This window comes from Sphingomonas arvum (genome assembly GCF_026013565.1).
GTDB lineage: Bacteria > Pseudomonadota > Alphaproteobacteria > Sphingomonadales > Sphingomonadaceae > Sphingomicrobium > Sphingomicrobium arvum.
Map to the genome: position 1 here is coordinate 1,241,196 of NZ_JAPDOB010000001.1, position 16,034 is coordinate 1,257,229.

Sequence of the window (16,034 nt, forward strand, 5' to 3'; positions counted from 1 at the left end):
CTTACGCGGTCTGGAGCACGCCGCGGAACTGCTCTTCCTCGAGCGCGCGGCCGGTGCCGAGCGCAACGCAGGTGAGCGGATCCTCGGCAACGGTCACCGGCAGCCCGGTCTCGTCACGCAGCACTTCATCAAGCCCCTGCAGCAGCGCGCCGCCGCCGGTCAGGACGATGCCCTGGTCGCAGATGTCGGCGGCCAGCTCCGGCGCGGTGTTCTCCAGCGCGATCCGGACGCCCTCGACGATCGTGCCAACCGGTTCGGACAGCGCCTCGGCGATCTGGCCCTGGTTGATCGAAATCTCCTTCGGAACGCCGTTGACGAGGTCGCGGCCCTTGATGTGCACCGTCTTGCCGATGCCATCGACCGGCGGCTTGGCAATGCCGACCTCTTGCTTGATCCGCTCGGCCGTGGCTTCGCCGATCAGCAGGTTGTGGTTGCGGCGGACATAGGAGGAGATCGCCTCGTCCATCTTGTCGCCCCCGACGCGGACCGACGTGGTATAGGCCAGGCCGCGCAGCGACAGCACCGCGACCTCGGTCGTGCCACCGCCAATGTCGACCACCATGGAGCCGATCGGCTCCGTCACCGGCATGTCGGCGCCGATCGCGGCCGCCATCGGCTCCTCGATCAGGTATACGGCCGAAGCACCGGCGTTGGAAGCGGCGTCGCGGATGGCGCGCCGCTCGACACTGGTCGAGCCCGACGGCACGCAGATCACGATCTCCGGAAAGCGCCAGGCGCGCATCTTGCCGCCGTGCACCTTGTGGATGAAGTGCTTGATCATCTGCTCGGCAACATCGATGTCGGCGATGACACCGTCGCGCAAGGGACGGATCGCCTCGATCTGGTCGGGCGTCTTGCCCATCATCAGCTTGGCGTCGTCACCGACCGCCTTGACCTTCTTGATCCCGTTGATGGTCTCGATCGCGACCACCGACGGCTCATTGAGAACGATGCCGCGACCCCGGACGTAGACAAGCGTGTTCGCCGTCCCGAGATCGATTGCCATGTCGTGCGACATCCACTTGAACCACCGAGTCCAGAACATGCCCGCTCGTCTTCCTGAAAAGTGATTAAGCCCCAACGAGGTAATCGCTGTTGAATGGCGATCCCACACAGCGCCTCGCCCCACGGACTCGATTGGGCTAGACCCCCTGCCATGTCAATAAGAAGGCTGCCCTCCCACCTGGTCGATCGTATCGCGGCAGGCGAGGTGGTGGAGCGTCCCGCGAGCGCGCTCAAGGAACTGATCGAGAACGCACTGGATGCGGGCGCGCGAAACATTCACGTGCGGCTGGCGGCGGGCGGGCTCGACCTCATTGAAGTGACGGACGACGGCCACGGCATGGCGCCGGCCGAGATGAGCCTGGCGCTGGAGCGCCACGCCACGTCCAAGCTGCCGGACGAACGGATCGAGGCTGTGGCGAGCTTCGGCTTCCGCGGCGAGGCGTTGCCCTCGATCGCGAGTGTCGCGCGCTTCACGCTGGAGAGCCGGCCGCGCGAGGGGGACGGCTGGCGAGTCACCGTCGATCATGGCGCGCGGGCAGGGGAGGGACCAGCCGCGCTCCCAGTCGGCACCCGCGTCCGGGTCGAAGGCCTGTTCGACAAGGTGCCCGCCCGCCGCAAGTTCCTGCGCAGCCCCCGGGCGGAATATACGGCTGCACTCGATGTTGTGCGACGGCTCGCAATGGCGCGGCCGGACGTGGCGGTCACGCTGGAGCATGATGGCCGCCGCGTGCTGTCCGTCCAACCGGCGGCCCTGCCGGTGCGGGTCGCGGCACTGCTCGACCCGGCCCTGGAGCGCGGCGGAATGCCGGTCGACTTGCGCCGCGGCGACCTTGAACTTGGCGGGGTGGTTTCGCTCCCGACGCTCAGCCGCGGCGCGGCTGACCAGCAATATCTGTTCGTCAACGGCCGCCCGGTGAAGGATCGCCTGCTCGTTGGCGCCCTCCGAGCGGCGTACAGCGACGTCATGGCTCGGGACCGCCATCCGATCGCGGCCCTGTTCCTGACGCTTCCGCTGGAGGCGGTCGACGTCAACGTTCACCCGGCGAAGACGGAAGTCCGCTTCCACGACCCACAGGCGGTCCGCGGCCTCATCGTTGGCGGTCTGCGGTCCGCGCTGGACGAGGCCGGTCATCGCAGCGCCACCCGCATGCAGCCCGCCGCCGACGTGCGCTGGATCAGCGAGCTGGACCGGATCCCGCAGCCGGCTCCGCCACCAGCAGCTTGGCCGGCACCTGCGCCACTGTCTGCGGCGCTCGTGCAGGAAAGCCGCGCCTTGTTCGAGCATGCGCCGGCCGCCCGTGCCGAGCCTGCCCATGCGCCCGTTCCATCCTACCCGTTGGGCGTCGCCCGTGGCCAGGTCGCCGCCACCTACATCGTAGCCGAAGCCGACGACGGCCTGGTGATCGTCGACCAGCATGCCGCCCACGAGCGGCTGGTGCTGGAACGGCTGAAGCGGTCCGCCGGGAACGGCGGAGTGCCGCGCCAGGCCATCCTGCTGCCGGAAGTCGTCGAGCTGGATGAAGCGGACTGCAACCGGCTAGAGGAAGCCGCGGCCGAACTGGCGCACTTCGGCCTCGAACTGGAGCGATTCGGCGCCAGCGCGGTGCTGATTCGGGCCATCCCTGCGCCGCTCGGACATCCCGACGTCAGGCAGTTATGCGCCGACCTCGCGGCCGAAATCGCGGAGCTTGGCGGGCCGCAGGCGTTGAAGGAGCGGCTTGACCTGCTGGCCGCCACTTTCGCCTGCCATCACAGCGTCAGGGCTGGGCGGGTGCTGTCCGTTCCCGAGATGAATGCGCTGCTGCGCGAAATGGAAGTCACGCCCCACAGCGGGCAGTGCAACCACGGCCGGCCAACCTGGGTGAAGCTGTCCATGAACGACGTCGAGCGTCTGTTCGGACGTCGGTAAGAAACTGGTAAGGCCTTGGAATTAACAGCCCGGCAGATTGGCTATCCAAAGGTGCCCGGCATGGAACAGATCATCTACATCAGCACGTCGCGCGCGCCCGTCCGGCCGACGGACGAGGAACTGCAGCACATCCTCAGCGTGTCGCGGCGCAACAATGCCCGCGACGGGTTGTCCGGGCTGCTGGTGGTCGGTGGCCGCCGATTCCTGCAGGTCTTGGAAGGACCTAGCGAGGCGCTCAATCGTGCGTTCAACCGCATCCGCGGTGATGAGCGGCACTTCGCGGTGGTAGAGCTCACCCGCCGCGCCATCGAGCAGCGCAGCTTCCCTGAGTGGGATATGGGCTTCGAAGTGCAGGGGAAGCACCTGACGGAGGTCGTCGGCAAGCTGATCGCAGACGTCGAAGATCCGCTCTTGCGAGCCCAGGTCGACGGCTTTGCCAAGATCCACAGCAAGGCGGCGTGACCCGCTTTTGAACGGTGGACCAGGTGTGCTAAACCCCGCCGCCCATGGGAGCGAGGCCATGACACAGGAAGCAAGCCGCATCTACTTCGCCCGCCGCGCTGCCGAGGAGCAGGAGCGGGCGGAGTCCGCATCCGATCCGATCACTCGCGAGGCGCACAGCCGCCTGCAGCGCGCCTATGTGGAGCGCGCCAGTGTAGGCGATCGGTGGCCCGACAAAGACGTCGTCGGCTAGGCCGGCGAAACTCAGCGGTTCTGTTTCAGCAAGCGAAGACGGGCCGCTTCCAGCGCGCCGGCCCTCGCTTTCTGGCGCGCAGCTCGAAGCCTGGGGTAATCGGCCTCGGCCTCATCGGATAGCGCCTGCACGAAGGCGCCGGACCGGACATCCGCCAGCACGCCCTCCATCCGGCCGCGGACCGCCCGATCCACGATCGCCGGCCCGCCGAGCAGGGCGCCGAACTCGGCAGTGTTGCTGATGGCTTCGGCCGTGCCCGCGATGCCGCGCGCCTCGATCAGCCCGGCCAGCAACTTAAGCTCTGAGACACATTCGAGGTAGGCGACCTCCGGCTGGATGCCGCCGGCGACCAGCGTCTCGAAGCCGGCCTGGAGAATGGCCGGGACCGCGCCCCACACCACCGCACCCTCGTTGAACAGGTCGGCGACGCATTCCTCCTCGAAGGTCGAGCGGATCACACCGGCCCGGCCGCAGCCGAGCGCCTGGGCATAGGCCAGTGCGAGCGGCCAGGCTGCACCGCTTGCATCCTGCGCGACCGCCGCCAGCGCGACCATTCCCTGGCCCTCCAGGTAAAGGCTGCGCAGCGCCGTGCCCGGTCCCTTGGGCGCAACCATGATGACGTCGAGGTCGGGACGCGGGGCGATCAGGCCGAAGTGGATCGCCAAACCATGACTGAACCCAACGGCCGCGCCGTGCCGCAAGCCGGGCGCCACCTCGTCGTAGATCGCGGCCAGCCGCTCGTCGGGCGCAAGCAGCATCGCCAGGTCGGCGTCGCGCACCGCTGCAGCTGGCGTCATGACGTCGAACCCAGCGCTCCGCACCTCGGCTTCGCTGCCGCTGCCGGGGCGCAGGCCGACCACCACCCGCACGCCGCTGTCCCGCAGGTTGAGCGCCTGCGCCCGCCCCTGGTTACCGAATCCGATGATGGCGACGGTTCTGCCGTGCAGCGGCGCTGGGTCGATCGCCTCGTCCTTGATCATGCCGGGTGGCTAGACCGAACCATCGAGCAGCGCCAGCGCCCGTTCGGCTGCGGCTTCGTCGTCGAGCGGCTCGGCAAAGCGGGGCCAGTCGGCCGGCGGCTGGTGCGCGAACCAGGTATATTGCCGTTTGGCATAGTTGCGCGTCGCCTGCGCGCCCGCCGCCACCGCCTGCTCCCGGGTGACTTCTCCACGCAGCCACGCCGCGATCTCTCGCACCCCGATCGCGCGCATGGCGGGCAGCATCGGGTCGAGGCGCCGGGCGAGCAGAAGGCGCACCTCGTCCGCCGCCCCGCCGTCCATCATCGCGGCGAAGCGCCCGTCGCAGCGCGCATAGAGCCGGGATCGAGGGGGCAGCAGGATCAGCGGCCTGAGCGCTATCTCCGCACCGATACCGCCCGAGCGCTCCCGCTGCCAGTCGGCGAGCGGGCGGCCCGTCGACAGGACGACTTCCAGCGACCGGGCGATCCGCGTGGTATCCGTCGGGTGCAGCCGTTCCGCCGCGCCTGGATCGAACTCTGCCAGCCGAGCATGATTTTCCACCACGCTCGCGCCGCGCACCGCACTTCTCACCGCCGGGTCGATCGGCGGGATGGGTGCGATGCCGTCCAGCAGGGTGCGCAGGTAGAGCCCGGTGCCACCGACCAGGATCGGCAGGCGCCCGCGCCGGTGCGCTTGCACCACCTCAGCCTTGGCCAGCGCCGCCCATTCGGCCGCAGAGCAGGGCTCGGCCGGGTCGCGGAACGCGAACAGCCGATGCTCGGCCCGGGCTTCGTCTGCCGGCGCCGGTCCGGCACTCAGCACCCGCAGCCGTGCATAGAGCTGGGCGCTGTCGGCATTGATGATGACGCCATTCGTCCGCTCGGCCCAGGACAATGCAAGCGCCGACTTGCCCGAAGCGGTTGGACCGGCGATGAGGCCAACAGGAGGACGCACTTTGCTCATTGCCACGCTGATAGCAGCCGGATCGCTCAACAAGGACAGCATTCATGCGGCCGCCACGCTGCTGGAGGACGCCCGGCTGCGGCTCGGCGGCTGGGGCTGGCTGGACGAGGGCGATGCCGCCGACATCGAAGTGGATGCGGACGCGGGCCAACTGGGCCGGATCCGCGCGCTGCTCGAGGGTGCGCTGCCCAAGACGGACGTGATCGTCCAACACGCCCACGGGCGCGAGAAGAAGCTGCTGGTCGCCGACATGGATTCTACCATGATCGGCCAGGAGTGCATCGACGAGCTGGCCGATTATGCCGGCATGAAGGACGAGATCGCGGCGGTGACCGACGCGGCGATGCGCGGTGAGATCGACTTTGCCCAGGCCCTGCATCAGCGGGTGGCGACGCTGAACGGCCTTGGCGTAGGCTGCATCGAGCGCTGCCGCGAGGAGCGGATCCGGGCCAACCCAGGTGCCCGGACGCTCGTGCAGACCATGCGGGCACGCGGAGCCGGAACGCTGCTGGTGACGGGCGGCTTCCATGACTTCGCCGACCCGACCGCGGCGGAACTGGGCTTTACCGAGGTTCGCGCCAATTACCTCGACTCCATGCACGGGCACCTGACCGGCCGGGTGACTGGCGCGATCGTCGACGCCGCGGCCAAGTGCGAGGCGCTGATCGACCTGCGCAACGAGCTCGGGCTGTCACCGGCGGCGGTGCTGGCGGTCGGGGACGGCGCCAACGACGCGCCCATGATCGCCGAGGCCGGCCTCGGAGTGGCGTTTCGCGGCAAGCCCAAGCTTCGCGAAGTGGCTGATGCGCGGCTGGACTTCAACGATCTCACCGCGCTGCTATGGGGGCAAGGGATCCGCCGCGCCGACTGGGTCGGCTGAACCTTACTTCGCAGCCACGGGAAAGCACGCCTGCCGAGCGCCCAGCGCCCGGCACGTCGCCTGTGCCTCTTCCTTGGAGCCAAAGGGACCTACCAGCAGGCGCGTCAGGCTGCCCAGCGGGACATAGCTTGCCTGCTTGCCCGGCAATTGCGGGGCTAGGCGGCCGAACAGCGCTTGCGCTCCGCCCGGTTGACGGAAGGCGCCGAGCTGGACCTGCCATGCTCCGCTCGGCCGAGTTGTCTTGACGTCCATGATCGCCGTTGAAGAGGGCAGCGCCGGATCGACGGCGCTCGCCAGCCGCTTGGCCGCCGCGATCTCCGCCGCGCCCATCACCAGCTCCATCTCGTCCCTGGTGCCGATCGCTTCGCTGAGGCCACCTGCGGCCGCGCGGGTGACCATTGCAAAACCCTGCGTCCGGTTGACCGGTACTCCGTCACCATTGAACAGCGCGGTGCCATAGAGCAGCAGCCCGCGTGCCTCACCCTGGTCTGCCGCCAGCTTCAGCCATCGCAGGGCGCCCGTCCTGTTGCCGTCGCGGAACATCAGCATGCCCAGCGCCGCCGCTGCCCCCGAGTGGCCCGCGCGCGCCGCCCGCTCGTAAAGACCGCGCGCCCGCACGGGTTGCACGGCGCGGATCGCCTCTGCCTGGCGATATTGCTGCTCTACTTCCGCCGACACCGTTGCACTCAACCACAAGGCAATAAGGAATGCCGTCATCTTACGCCCCCCGACGCCGCCATGGGTGCAAGCTTAGTACAGGCCGCGTCCGTCGTTAACTGGATTTTAGGCGGACGGGCGCATCCCCTCCTCAACACGGCCAATAGGCAAGGGGATAAGCATGCGCGTTCTGGCAATGGCATCGCAGAAGGGGGGCTCGGGAAAGACGACCCTGTCCGGACATCTTGCGGTGCAGGCGCAGCTGGCTGGGCAGGGCCCGGTCTGCCTGATCGACATCGATCCGCAAGGCAGTCTTGCGGACTGGTGGAACGAGCGTGAGGCCGACATGCCGGCCTTCGCCCAGACCACGGTGGCGCGTCTCGCGTCCGACCTCGAGGTTCTGCGCCAGCAAGGCTTCCGCCTCGCGGTGATCGACACGCCGCCGGCCATCACCATGGCCATCCAGAGCGTGATCGCGGTCGCCGAACTGATTGTCATCCCGACCCGCCCGAGCCCGCACGACCTGCGCGCCGTTGGCGCCACGGTTGACCTGTGCGACCGCGCCGGCAAGCCGCTGATCTTCGTGGTCAACGCCGCGACGCCCAAGGCCAAGATCACCAGCGAGGCGGCGGTCGCGCTATCTCAGCACGGCACGGTGGCGCCGGTCACCATTCACCACCGCACCGACTTCGCCGCCTCGATGATCGACGGCCGCACGGTGATGGAGGTCGATCCCAACGGGCGCTCGGCCCGCGAGGTGATCGAACTTTGGGAATACATCAACGAGCGGCTGGAAAAGCAATTCCGCCGCACGGTGTTCTCGGCTCCGGCCGCGGGTCCCGCCGCCGGCACCATGGCCGCTGCGCCGCGTCCCGTCGGTGGCTTCGGCCGCCGCGTCGTCGGTTAAGCGAAAGGGAAGGGTGCTCCCATGAAGAGCGAACCCAAGGCATTTGCGTCCCTTTCCTCGGGCCTATTGGCTCGCAAGGGCGCGGCTCGTCCGGCCATGCGACCGCAGGGTTTCGGGCAGGGCGGCAGCAACCTTGACGATCTCGGCTGGAACGACATGGGCTTCGACGCGCCCCGCCCGGCGCTCGCGTCGGTCGGCGATGCTGGCGAGATGCCCCATGTCTCACGCAGTCCGCTGATCGGCCTGACCCCGGTCTCGCCGGTCCACGACCAGCAGGCGGAGATCGAGGAGCGCTTTTCGGCCTACACGTCCGACGAGGGCGAGGAAGAAGAGTTCGAGGAAGAAGCGTCCCTGGGCGCCAGCTTCGCATCGCTGAGCGGCGCGCAGCCCGCTGATGTCGAAGATCACGCCGAGGAAGACGCGCTGGAGCTCGTCGAGGAACTGCCGCAGGCGATCGTTCCCGAGCGGCCGGTGATCATGCCCCCCGCTCCGGTGGTGGTGGCCGTTGCGCCTCCGCGCGCCGTGCCGGTCGCGTCCGAGCCGAAGCTGCGGGCGGAGCCGCTCGCCAAGGGCAAGGCCGCGTTCACGCTGCGGCTCGACCCGTCGCGTCACCTGAAGCTGCGGCTTGCGTGCGCGGTCACCGCGCGCTCGGCCCAGCAGTTGGTTACCCGAGCACTCGACGAGTTGCTCGCGTCCATGCCCGAACTCGAAGCCATGGCCGAACAGGCTCCGGTCGAGAGGGTCAGTAAGGGGGGTTAAACCATGTCGAAGACGCTTCGCGCGACCACTGCGCTCACCGCCGTTGTCGCCGCCAGCCTGATCGCGGGCTGCGCCGCCCCGACGTCCAAGTTCCAGGTCAGCGGCGGGTACGCCAGCAAGCCCGACCTGCGGAACATCGGCCTGGCCACCCGCGCCCAGATGGCGCTGACGGCCGGCGATCTGACCAACGCGGTCGGCCTTGCCGAGAAAGCGGTCGAGAACTCCCCGCATGATGCTGGCTTCCGAACGCTGCTTGGCAATGCCTATCTTGCCTCCGGGCGGTTCGCGTCTGCCGAAGCGGCCTACAACGATGCGCTCGGCATCTTCCAGAACCAGCCAGCCGTGGCGATGAAGCTCGTCCTGGCACAGATCGCACAGGGCAAGAACGGCGAAGCGCTCGCGATGCTTGACCAGTTGCGCGCCGTTGCCAACCCGGCTGATGTCGGCCTCGCGATGGCACTGGCCGGGCAGCCCGGCAACGCCATCGCATTGCTCGACGAAGCGGCCCGCGCCCCCGGAGCCGACGCGCGAACCCGGCAGAACTTGGCACTCGCCCATGCGCTGTCCGGCGACTGGGAGAATGCCCGCACCATCGCGGCCCAGGACGTGCCCGGCGACCAGCTCGACGCCCGCATGGCGGAATGGATGCGCACCGCCAGCCCGCAGAGTGTCGGAACCCAGGTGGCGGCCCTGATTGGCGTATCCCCGGCCGCGAGCGATCCCGGACAACCGGCTCGCCTGGCGCTTCGCACGGGAGGTCCGCGCATGGCTGCCGCCGTGCCGGCTACTCCGGTTGCGCCCATCCAATTGGCCCAGGTCGAACCCCAGCCGCAGCCGGCGCTTCCGGTCGCGGTGCAGCCGGTTGAGCCGGCAACCGTCATGAACGATGCCGGCTTTGCCGCGCCAAGCGATCCGGTCGCGGTACCGGTCAGCGTGGCAGCCGCCGCCGTCACGGTTCCTCTGCCGGCCGCAGCGCCGCCGGCGGAGACTGCCGGCCCGCTCGCTGATATCGCCCAGAACCTCAAATCGCTGCGTCACGAACCGGTGCGCCGGTCCGGTGCGCTGCCGAAGCTCAGCGAGCTTCGGCGCACGGCTGCCATCCGCTTCGGTCGGAGCGGCGTGGTGGTGCAGCTCGGTGCCTATGGTTCGCGCCAGACGCTGGAGACGGGCTGGGCCAAGCTCTCGCAGCGCCACGAAGTGCTGGCGCGCTACACGCCAGCCACTGCGCGCTTCCAGGCTCCGATCGGTCCGGTTTACCGGCTCAGCCTGCAGGGCTTCGCGTCAGCTGACGAGGCAAAGAACGTCTGCCAACAGCTGAAGGGCGCCGGCGCCGCCTGCTTCGTTCGCAACGTCGCGGGCGACACCGCCGTCCGCTTCGCCAGCCGCTAGCCGACCAGCATCTCCAGCACCGCCATGCGAACGGCCACCCCGTTCGCCACCTGGCGGCGGATCAGGGAGCGCTCGCCGTCCGCTACTGCATCGGCGATCTCCACGCCGCGGTTCATGGGCCCTGGGTGGAGGACCACGGCGTGCGGCGCCGCCAGGGCGAGCCGCTGCTCGGTGAGGCCGTAGCGGCCGAGATATTCACCGGGCGCGTCGCCGAGCTCGTCGGTCATGCGCTCACGCTGAACCCGCAGCATCATGACCGCGTCGGCGCCGGCGATCGCCTGCTCCACGTCACCGCTGGTGACATCGTCGGGCAGCAGGGCAGGCGGACCGGCCAGGCGAACCGTCGCCCCGAGCCGCCGCAGCAGCTTGGCATTGGACCGGGCCACCCGGCTGTGCCGGATGTCACCGACGATCGCGATTGTCAGCCTCTCCAGCGCTCCGAACTGCTGGCGCAGCGTCAAGGCGTCGAGCAGCGCTTGCGTCGGGTGCTCGTTGGTGCCGTCGCCGGCGTTGATCACCGGGCAGTCGACGATCTCTGCCACCGCGGCCGGCGCGCCATTGTCGCGGTGCCGCAGCACGATAGCGTCGGGCTCCATCGCCGCCAGAGTCGCTGCCGTGTCCGCCAATGTCTCACCTTTCTTCACGCTGCTATGCTCGACCGAGAGGGTGATCGGCTGCGCCCCCAGCCGCGCCGCGGCGGTGGCGAAGCTCATCGCGGTGCGTGTGCTGTTCTCGTAAAAGGTGTTGAAGACGATCTTGCCGGCCAGCTGGCTGGACGAGCCGCGCTGGTCAGCGAAGCCTTGGGCGGAGGTCAGCAGGCGGGCGATCTGCTCGTCCGACAGCGAGTCGATGGAAAGTAGGTCCACGAGCGCGCTTGCTAACCGGCTCGCGGCAGGTTGACCAGCGCGTCGATCGCGCCCTGCAGGATATGCGCGGCGGCGAGCTTGTCGACGGCTTCCGCGCGCCGGGCCCGGCTGACGTCCGCGGCGATCATCGCCCGCTCGACCGCCTGCGTCGACCAGCGCTCGTCCCACAGCAGGATGGGAAGGTTCAGGGGAGCGCAGTTGCGGGCGAAGGCCCGGACGGACTGGGTGCGGGGGCTGTCGGTTCCGTCCATGTTGAGCGGCAGACCGATGACCAGCCCGACGATCGCCTGCGCCGCGACGAACCGGCGCAGCTGTTCCAGATCCGCGGTGAACTTGGCGCGTCGGATGGTCTCGGCCGGCCCGGCGAAGCTCCAGTGGGCATCGCACACCGCCAGACCCACCGTCTTGGTGCCGACGTCGAGGCCTGCGAGCTTGCCGCCATCCGGAACGGCGGCGGCAAACTCGGTTGCGGAGGCGGTAATCAACGCGCCTGCCATGCCGCCAACCGGCGCTGAGCATCCTGGCGCAGGTTCGCCCAGAACAGCGCGTAATCGTAGACGTGGTAGTTGTTGCCCGGCAGCACATAGGGACCCATCGAAGGGATGTCGCCATCCAGCACCAGGAAGCCTTTGTCGCAGCGCGCGCCCACCGAACCGGGCTGCAGCGTTGCCTCTGTCAGGGCCGTGTTTGGCACCAACGTGCCGAGGTTGGCCGATGCCGGCGCCACGCCGTTCCGCGAACCGGTCAGCGGATTGACGCACAGCATGTCCTCGCGGCGGCGAGGCTGGCCGGTGAAGCCGGTAGATCCGTCGTACACGTCGGTCACCAATTGCGTGTTGGCGGGCTCGCCGTAGCTTTGCCAACTGGTTACGCAGCGCGCCTGGTCGGGGCGCTCGCAGGCGGCCAGGCCCATGGCCGGGAGGTCGGCCGCGACCGATACCGGCCAGCCTCCGACGTAGGCGGCGACCACTCGCGTGGCGACCGGCTTGCCGGCCACCTTGTCGCGCAGCAATCGGGTCAGATGCAGCGCGCCCTGACTGTGCCCGGCCAGAATGATCGGCCCTTCGGGCACCTGCGCGAGGAAGCGGTCGAACGCCCGCGCCACGTCGGAATAGGCGAGGTCGAGCGCTTTCTGGGCGTCCTCGCTGCGCAGCAGGAACGCGCCGAATGCCGCCTGCCGGTACTTGGGGGCATAGACCTGGCCGACACCGTTGAAGGCGCTTGCCTGGCTGCGGACGAACAGCGTCGCGCGGTTCTGGCTCTCGGGATCACTTAGGGGCGCGTTCCAGCGGTCCTTCTGCAAGTAGGTGGTCGGGTGGACGTAGAAGACGGCAACGGGGCGTGCACCCTCGGGAGCGGCAATCCCGGCTGGCAACCACTCGGCCGGTCCGGGCGGGACTGTGTCGGGCAGGGAAAGCCAGTTCTCGGTCTGGACATAGTCGGGGCCGGTCTGGGCCGGTGGTGCTTCGAAGTGCCCGCTAGGGGCGGCCTGCTTGACCAGGAAGGAGCTGCCAAACTGGTAGACGGCGAACGCACCGGCGACGAACAGCAGGATCAGGACAAAGACGGCAAGCAGGAAGCGGCGGACGCACATGGTGGGCGCAGGTAGGGGCCGCCGCGCCCTGCCGCAACCTAGTCGGCGGTCTCCCGGCGCAGGGTGAAGAAATACGGGTCGGCATGGCCGCGGATGTCCATGGCACCGACGAGGACGTCGGGCGAAACCATTCGGAAGCAGTCGGCGATCGGCAGCGCGTCGTAGAGCATCGCGGTCGAGGTCACGCCTCGGTAGGTGAGCAGACGGAGCCGGGCGCGCGGTTGGCGCGTCCGCAACATGGGAGAGGCAAAGCGGAACAGCGTGGCGGCGGGCGGCGACTTCGCGAGCTTGGGGAAGCGCTCGATCAGGGGCAAGGGCATGAGCGCCGGATTGCCGGCGAAGCGTCGGCCACGGCGCTCGAATACCAGCGGGTCGACGTCGTCTACAGAGCGGAAGCGCTTGCCCCACCAACCGGACGGTCCAAGCAGGCCGTCGTAAAGGTGCCCGGTCGCAATCTCGCCCCCGCGCCAGCTCCCGAGCATCGTGGCCGGCTCGACCGGCGGCAGGCTGTCGAAAAAGGCGAGCACGTCGGGCAGGGGCGCTGCCGGCTCGAGCTCGCACAGGCGTTCAAGCGGGGTCATGAGCTTGGCATAGCAGCTTTCGCAAAGTGCTGCCCAAGCCCCTTGCACCACCCGCCCGCCGCAGCTAGAGGCTCCGGCCGTGGGCGTGTAGCTCAGTGGTAGAGCACTGTGTTGACATCGCAGGGGTCGCAAGTTCAATCCTTGCCACGCCCACCATTTTCCCAACAAAGACAAGCCATTGATCTGTCGGGCAAAACCGCCGGACCGCTAGGGTCCGTCGTTTGCCCGAAAGGCCATTCGGCCTTGGCTCTTGCTGCACTTTTGACACAGCGAGGGTTTGAGTGGCGACTATCACGAAGCGTGGGAAGAGCTGGGCCGTGCAGGTTCGACGGAAGGGCTACCCTGCTCTCTGTCAGACCTTTCCTTCGAAGCAGGCTGCCGTGAAATGGGCTGCTGAGCGGGAATCCATGATCCTCAGCGGGAGATCAGGCGATTTGCGGCCAGTGGATCGCTCGCTGACCCTGAGATCGATCGTTGAGCGCTACCTTAGGGAAATCACGCCGAGCAAACGCAGCAATGAGACGGAGCGATACCGTCTGGAGAAGCTGCTGCGCGACCCAGTCTCTGAGACTTCATTATCATCTCTTAGCGCTGCCGTAATGGCCAGCTACCGTGACCGCAGAGCCGCTGAGGTTCGCCCCGGCACCATTCGGCGTGAACTGTCCCTGATGAACCACATGCTGGACCTCGCTCGACGCGAATGGGGCATCTCGCTGTTTACGAATCCAGTTGCCGAGATCACCAAGCCGAAGTTGAATAATGCTCGCTCCCGTCGTCTGAAGCAGGGAGAGTGGCTCCGACTGAGAGCAGAGCTAGAGGCATCCGGCAATCCGTGGGTGCTGGCGATTGTCGAGCTTGCGATCGAAACCGGCTTGAGGCGCGGAGAGATCCTTGATTTGCATTGGTCGAGAATAGAGTGGCGCTCTTCAACAGCCTTCATCCCGCACACGAAGACTGACAAACCGCGAACGATCCCGCTGACACCCAAAGCAATTGCTATCCTTCAAGGACTGACGCGCTGTAGTGATCGGGTCTTCGATACCACTCCGAATGCGGTGAAACTGGCATGGCGCAGGGCCACAGTAAGGGCAAAGCTCGCTGACCTTCGCTTCCATGACCTACGACATGAGGCCGTAAGCCGCTTCTTCGAACTTGGACTGTCCCTTCCAGAGGTCGCTTTGATCTCGGGACACCGGGACCCTCGTATGTTGATGCGCTATACACATCTCTGCGCGGCGGACTTGGCGACGAAGCTCGCAAGAATGAAGCGCTAGCTACCAGAAGCAAACAAGTAGTTTCTCAACTCGCGCGCAGTCTGTATTCCCGCGCGTCCGGGGGTAGTGCGTAGATGCCGATCGAGTTCGACGATCACGATTGCGGAGAAGTTTGTTCGCTAGCTGCGTGGCGTGTCGTAGATTCCGACACGTTCGCGAAAACGTTAGCTTGGCTATACCTTCGAAAGCCGCGTCATGCGCTGAACATCATCCAAGCATTGCAGCCCGGAGAAGCCAACTTTCCAGGCAATGAGTTCGATGCGGCGTTGGCTCTCCTGTCTTACAGAACGGACGACCTCCGCGCCGAACTGGAAAGCGGCGATCTCCAGGTTAAGCGTAAGGCGGAAAACACCCTTTCCAAGCGGATCGAGCAGAGGGATGGCCTGCTTTTTCAGCATGTCTCATGGCTTGCTGCTTACCTTAGGAACCCCGGCGCTCATCTCAGCCCGCCTCATGTAAGGAAAGCTGACAAAGGCTTTGATGGCGTTCTGGTTCGCTTTCGGGACGATGCTGCCAGCGTCTCGGCTGTGATCCTCTGCGAGGACAAGGCGACTACTAATCCTCGGAACTTAGTCACTCAGTCCATTTGGCCGGAGATAGAGGACATCATTGATGGTCGTAAGGACCTTGAAATTCTCGATTATGTCACGGCCATCCTCGACAAGATCCACGGGCTAGACCCTGAGCTAGCCCTTAGAGATCTATCGTGGGACAAAGTTCGCCGATTTCGAGTGGCCGTCACCGTGCCTGAGGCCCAAGCGCGAGACGGCACCTTTGCACACATCTTTGAGGGATTTGACGAGGTTGCTCCGCACCATCCGGAGACGCGTATTGGGGAGATCATGTCTCTCCCTGACGTGCGTGGGTTCCTTGATGATCTTGCCGGTGAAGTCAGAGCGAAAATCGACGCGATGAGGGCGGAACTCGATGTTTGATGCCGTCTCACGTCAGATACTTCGACTGACACCCGACCTGCCTGGCCTTCCAGGGGAACAGGTGGCCGACGAGCTGACCGCCGCATACGTTGAAATCGCAACTGCGCGGCTTGCTCTAGCTGAGCCTGATGCAGAGCGGCTCAAGCCCCTTGCCGACATCACCGATCGCATGAGCCGGTTGGCGGACGTTCTTGAGGCTCAAGTCATTCTCAATCTGAACCCAGAGCGCAGGAAATCGGCCGCCTTCGCGGCAGCTTCGGCGCGAATGGTTGTCGCCCAAGTCGCGACCTCACTCGGTCAGGGGGCAGTCCCGACCGCCGTCGACGAGAACGCTATCAGCGCTGACATCGCGGCTTCACTGCTCTTCCTGATCGCTGAACGTCCAGCGGACGCATATGAGACAGCTCGACAGATAGCTCCCCGAGAGATTCGAGGTGTTCGCAAGGCCGTCGCATTCGCTGTCCGAAGGCTGACTAGGGGGCAGCTCCGGACGACAGCCAGCCTTAACTACTGGCGTTATCGTCCAGCCGGCGAGGTTCCAACGGTTGAGCTTGCAGCGGACTGGCTGTTTTACCACCTTCTGCAAGGATTGGTGATCCTTGCACGTTTGGCTTAGGTGAAGCCGACGCTCGCATCGAGGAAGCACAGGCGTTCTTTCGGCA

The 16,034-nt window shown here is 66.9% G+C and carries 18 protein-coding genes and 1 tRNA gene; 11 read left to right on the forward strand and 8 right to left on the reverse strand.

Features of this window, described 5'->3' with window-relative positions:
* Window position 1: 1 nt before the first annotated feature.
* Window positions 2–1,045: a rod shape-determining protein gene (locus OMW55_RS06130; protein WP_264881603.1), complete on the reverse strand. Its 1,044-nt coding sequence runs from the start codon at window positions 1,043–1,045 to the stop codon at window positions 2–4.
* Window positions 1,046–1,156: 111 nt separating this feature from the next.
* Between OMW55_RS06130 and mutL the strand changes: the two genes are divergently transcribed.
* Genes mutL through OMW55_RS06145 form a run of 3 tightly spaced genes read left to right on the forward strand, consistent with a single transcriptional unit; the run spans window position 1,157 to window position 3,608 of the window.
* Window positions 1,157–2,914, forward strand: coding sequence for a DNA mismatch repair endonuclease MutL (gene mutL / locus OMW55_RS06135; RefSeq protein WP_264881605.1), 1,758 nt, complete (start codon window positions 1,157–1,159; stop codon window positions 2,912–2,914).
* 60 nt (window positions 2,915–2,974) lie between these two features.
* Window positions 2,975–3,376: a BLUF domain-containing protein gene (locus tag OMW55_RS06140; protein WP_264881607.1), complete on the forward strand. Its 402-nt coding sequence runs from the start codon at window positions 2,975–2,977 to the stop codon at window positions 3,374–3,376.
* A 58-nt stretch (window positions 3,377–3,434) separates the two neighbouring features.
* Entirely contained in the window at window positions 3,435–3,608 is a 174-nt protein-coding gene (locus OMW55_RS06145) for a hypothetical protein (RefSeq protein ID WP_264881608.1), read from the forward strand.
* A gap of 11 nt (window positions 3,609–3,619) precedes the next feature.
* On the opposite strand, the gene ilvC is transcribed toward OMW55_RS06145, so the two are convergent.
* Window positions 3,620–4,588, reverse strand: coding sequence for a ketol-acid reductoisomerase (gene ilvC / locus OMW55_RS06150; RefSeq protein ID WP_264881609.1), 969 nt, complete (start codon window positions 4,586–4,588; stop codon window positions 3,620–3,622).
* A 9-nt stretch (window positions 4,589–4,597) separates the two neighbouring features.
* Window positions 4,598–5,530 (reverse strand): tRNA (adenosine(37)-N6)-dimethylallyltransferase MiaA, encoded by a 933-nt coding sequence (gene miaA / locus OMW55_RS06155; protein ID WP_264881611.1) that lies wholly within the window; start codon window positions 5,528–5,530, stop codon window positions 4,598–4,600.
* Here miaA and serB point away from each other — a divergent pair.
* A complete protein-coding gene (gene serB, locus OMW55_RS06160; RefSeq protein ID WP_264881613.1) occupies window positions 5,523–6,410 on the forward strand; it encodes a phosphoserine phosphatase SerB in 888 nt (295 codons plus the stop codon). The genes miaA and serB overlap by 8 nt on opposite strands.
* Before the next feature lie 3 nt (window positions 6,411–6,413).
* Here the strand turns inward: serB and OMW55_RS06165 are convergent, their stop codons facing one another.
* Window positions 6,414–7,127 (reverse strand): SPOR domain-containing protein, encoded by a 714-nt coding sequence (locus tag OMW55_RS06165; protein ID WP_264881614.1) that lies wholly within the window; start codon window positions 7,125–7,127, stop codon window positions 6,414–6,416.
* A gap of 121 nt (window positions 7,128–7,248) precedes the next feature.
* On the opposite strand from OMW55_RS06165, the gene OMW55_RS06170 reads away from it, so the two are divergent.
* Genes OMW55_RS06170 through OMW55_RS06180 form a run of 3 tightly spaced genes read left to right on the forward strand, consistent with a single transcriptional unit; the run spans window position 7,249 to window position 10,122 of the window.
* On the forward strand, window positions 7,249–7,974 hold the full coding sequence (locus OMW55_RS06170; RefSeq protein ID WP_264881616.1) for a ParA family protein: 726 nt from the start codon (window positions 7,249–7,251) through the stop codon (window positions 7,972–7,974).
* Between the two features lie 21 nt (window positions 7,975–7,995).
* On the forward strand, window positions 7,996–8,733 hold the full coding sequence (locus OMW55_RS06175) for a hypothetical protein (RefSeq protein ID WP_264881618.1): 738 nt from the start codon (window positions 7,996–7,998) through the stop codon (window positions 8,731–8,733).
* A 3-nt stretch (window positions 8,734–8,736) separates the two neighbouring features.
* Window positions 8,737–10,122 (forward strand): SPOR domain-containing protein, encoded by a 1,386-nt coding sequence (locus OMW55_RS06180; protein ID WP_264881620.1) that lies wholly within the window; start codon window positions 8,737–8,739, stop codon window positions 10,120–10,122.
* On the opposite strand, the gene OMW55_RS06185 is transcribed toward OMW55_RS06180, so the two are convergent.
* The 4 genes from OMW55_RS06185 to OMW55_RS06200 are packed head-to-tail and all read right to left on the reverse strand — an operon-like array spanning window position 10,119 to window position 13,163.
* The gene (locus OMW55_RS06185) at window positions 10,119–10,988 is read right to left on the reverse strand and encodes an aspartate carbamoyltransferase catalytic subunit (protein WP_264881622.1); all 870 of its coding nucleotides are present in this window, start codon (window positions 10,986–10,988) and stop codon (window positions 10,119–10,121) included. The two genes, OMW55_RS06180 and OMW55_RS06185, sit on opposite strands and share 4 nt — an antisense overlap.
* An 11-nt stretch (window positions 10,989–10,999) precedes the next feature.
* Complete coding sequence (ruvX, locus tag OMW55_RS06190; protein ID WP_264881624.1) at window positions 11,000–11,473, reverse strand: Holliday junction resolvase RuvX; 474 nt, start codon at window positions 11,471–11,473, stop codon at window positions 11,000–11,002.
* A complete protein-coding gene (locus OMW55_RS06195) occupies window positions 11,470–12,582 on the reverse strand; it encodes a DUF3089 domain-containing protein (protein WP_264881626.1) in 1,113 nt (370 codons plus the stop codon). Before OMW55_RS06195 ends, ruvX begins: the two co-directional genes overlap by 4 nt.
* Window positions 12,583–12,620: 38 nt before the next feature.
* Complete coding sequence (locus OMW55_RS06200; RefSeq protein ID WP_264881627.1) at window positions 12,621–13,163, reverse strand: DUF4334 domain-containing protein; 543 nt, start codon at window positions 13,161–13,163, stop codon at window positions 12,621–12,623.
* 81 nt (window positions 13,164–13,244) lie between these two features.
* Between OMW55_RS06200 and OMW55_RS06205 the strand changes: the two genes are divergently transcribed.
* From OMW55_RS06205 to OMW55_RS06220, 4 genes are all read left to right on the forward strand, one after another.
* A tRNA-Val gene (locus OMW55_RS06205) sits at window positions 13,245–13,319 on the forward strand.
* Window positions 13,320–13,543: 224 nt separating this feature from the next.
* Window positions 13,544–14,437, forward strand: a complete 894-nt coding sequence (locus tag OMW55_RS06210; protein WP_264881628.1) for a site-specific integrase — start codon at window positions 13,544–13,546, stop codon at window positions 14,435–14,437.
* A 74-nt stretch (window positions 14,438–14,511) separates the two neighbouring features.
* Window positions 14,512–15,372, forward strand: a complete 861-nt coding sequence (locus OMW55_RS06215; protein ID WP_264881630.1) for a hypothetical protein — start codon at window positions 14,512–14,514, stop codon at window positions 15,370–15,372.
* A 61-nt stretch (window positions 15,373–15,433) separates the two neighbouring features.
* Complete coding sequence (locus OMW55_RS06220) at window positions 15,434–15,988, forward strand: hypothetical protein (RefSeq protein ID WP_264881631.1); 555 nt, start codon at window positions 15,434–15,436, stop codon at window positions 15,986–15,988.
* The last annotated feature ends 46 nt before the right edge of the window (window positions 15,989–16,034 follow it).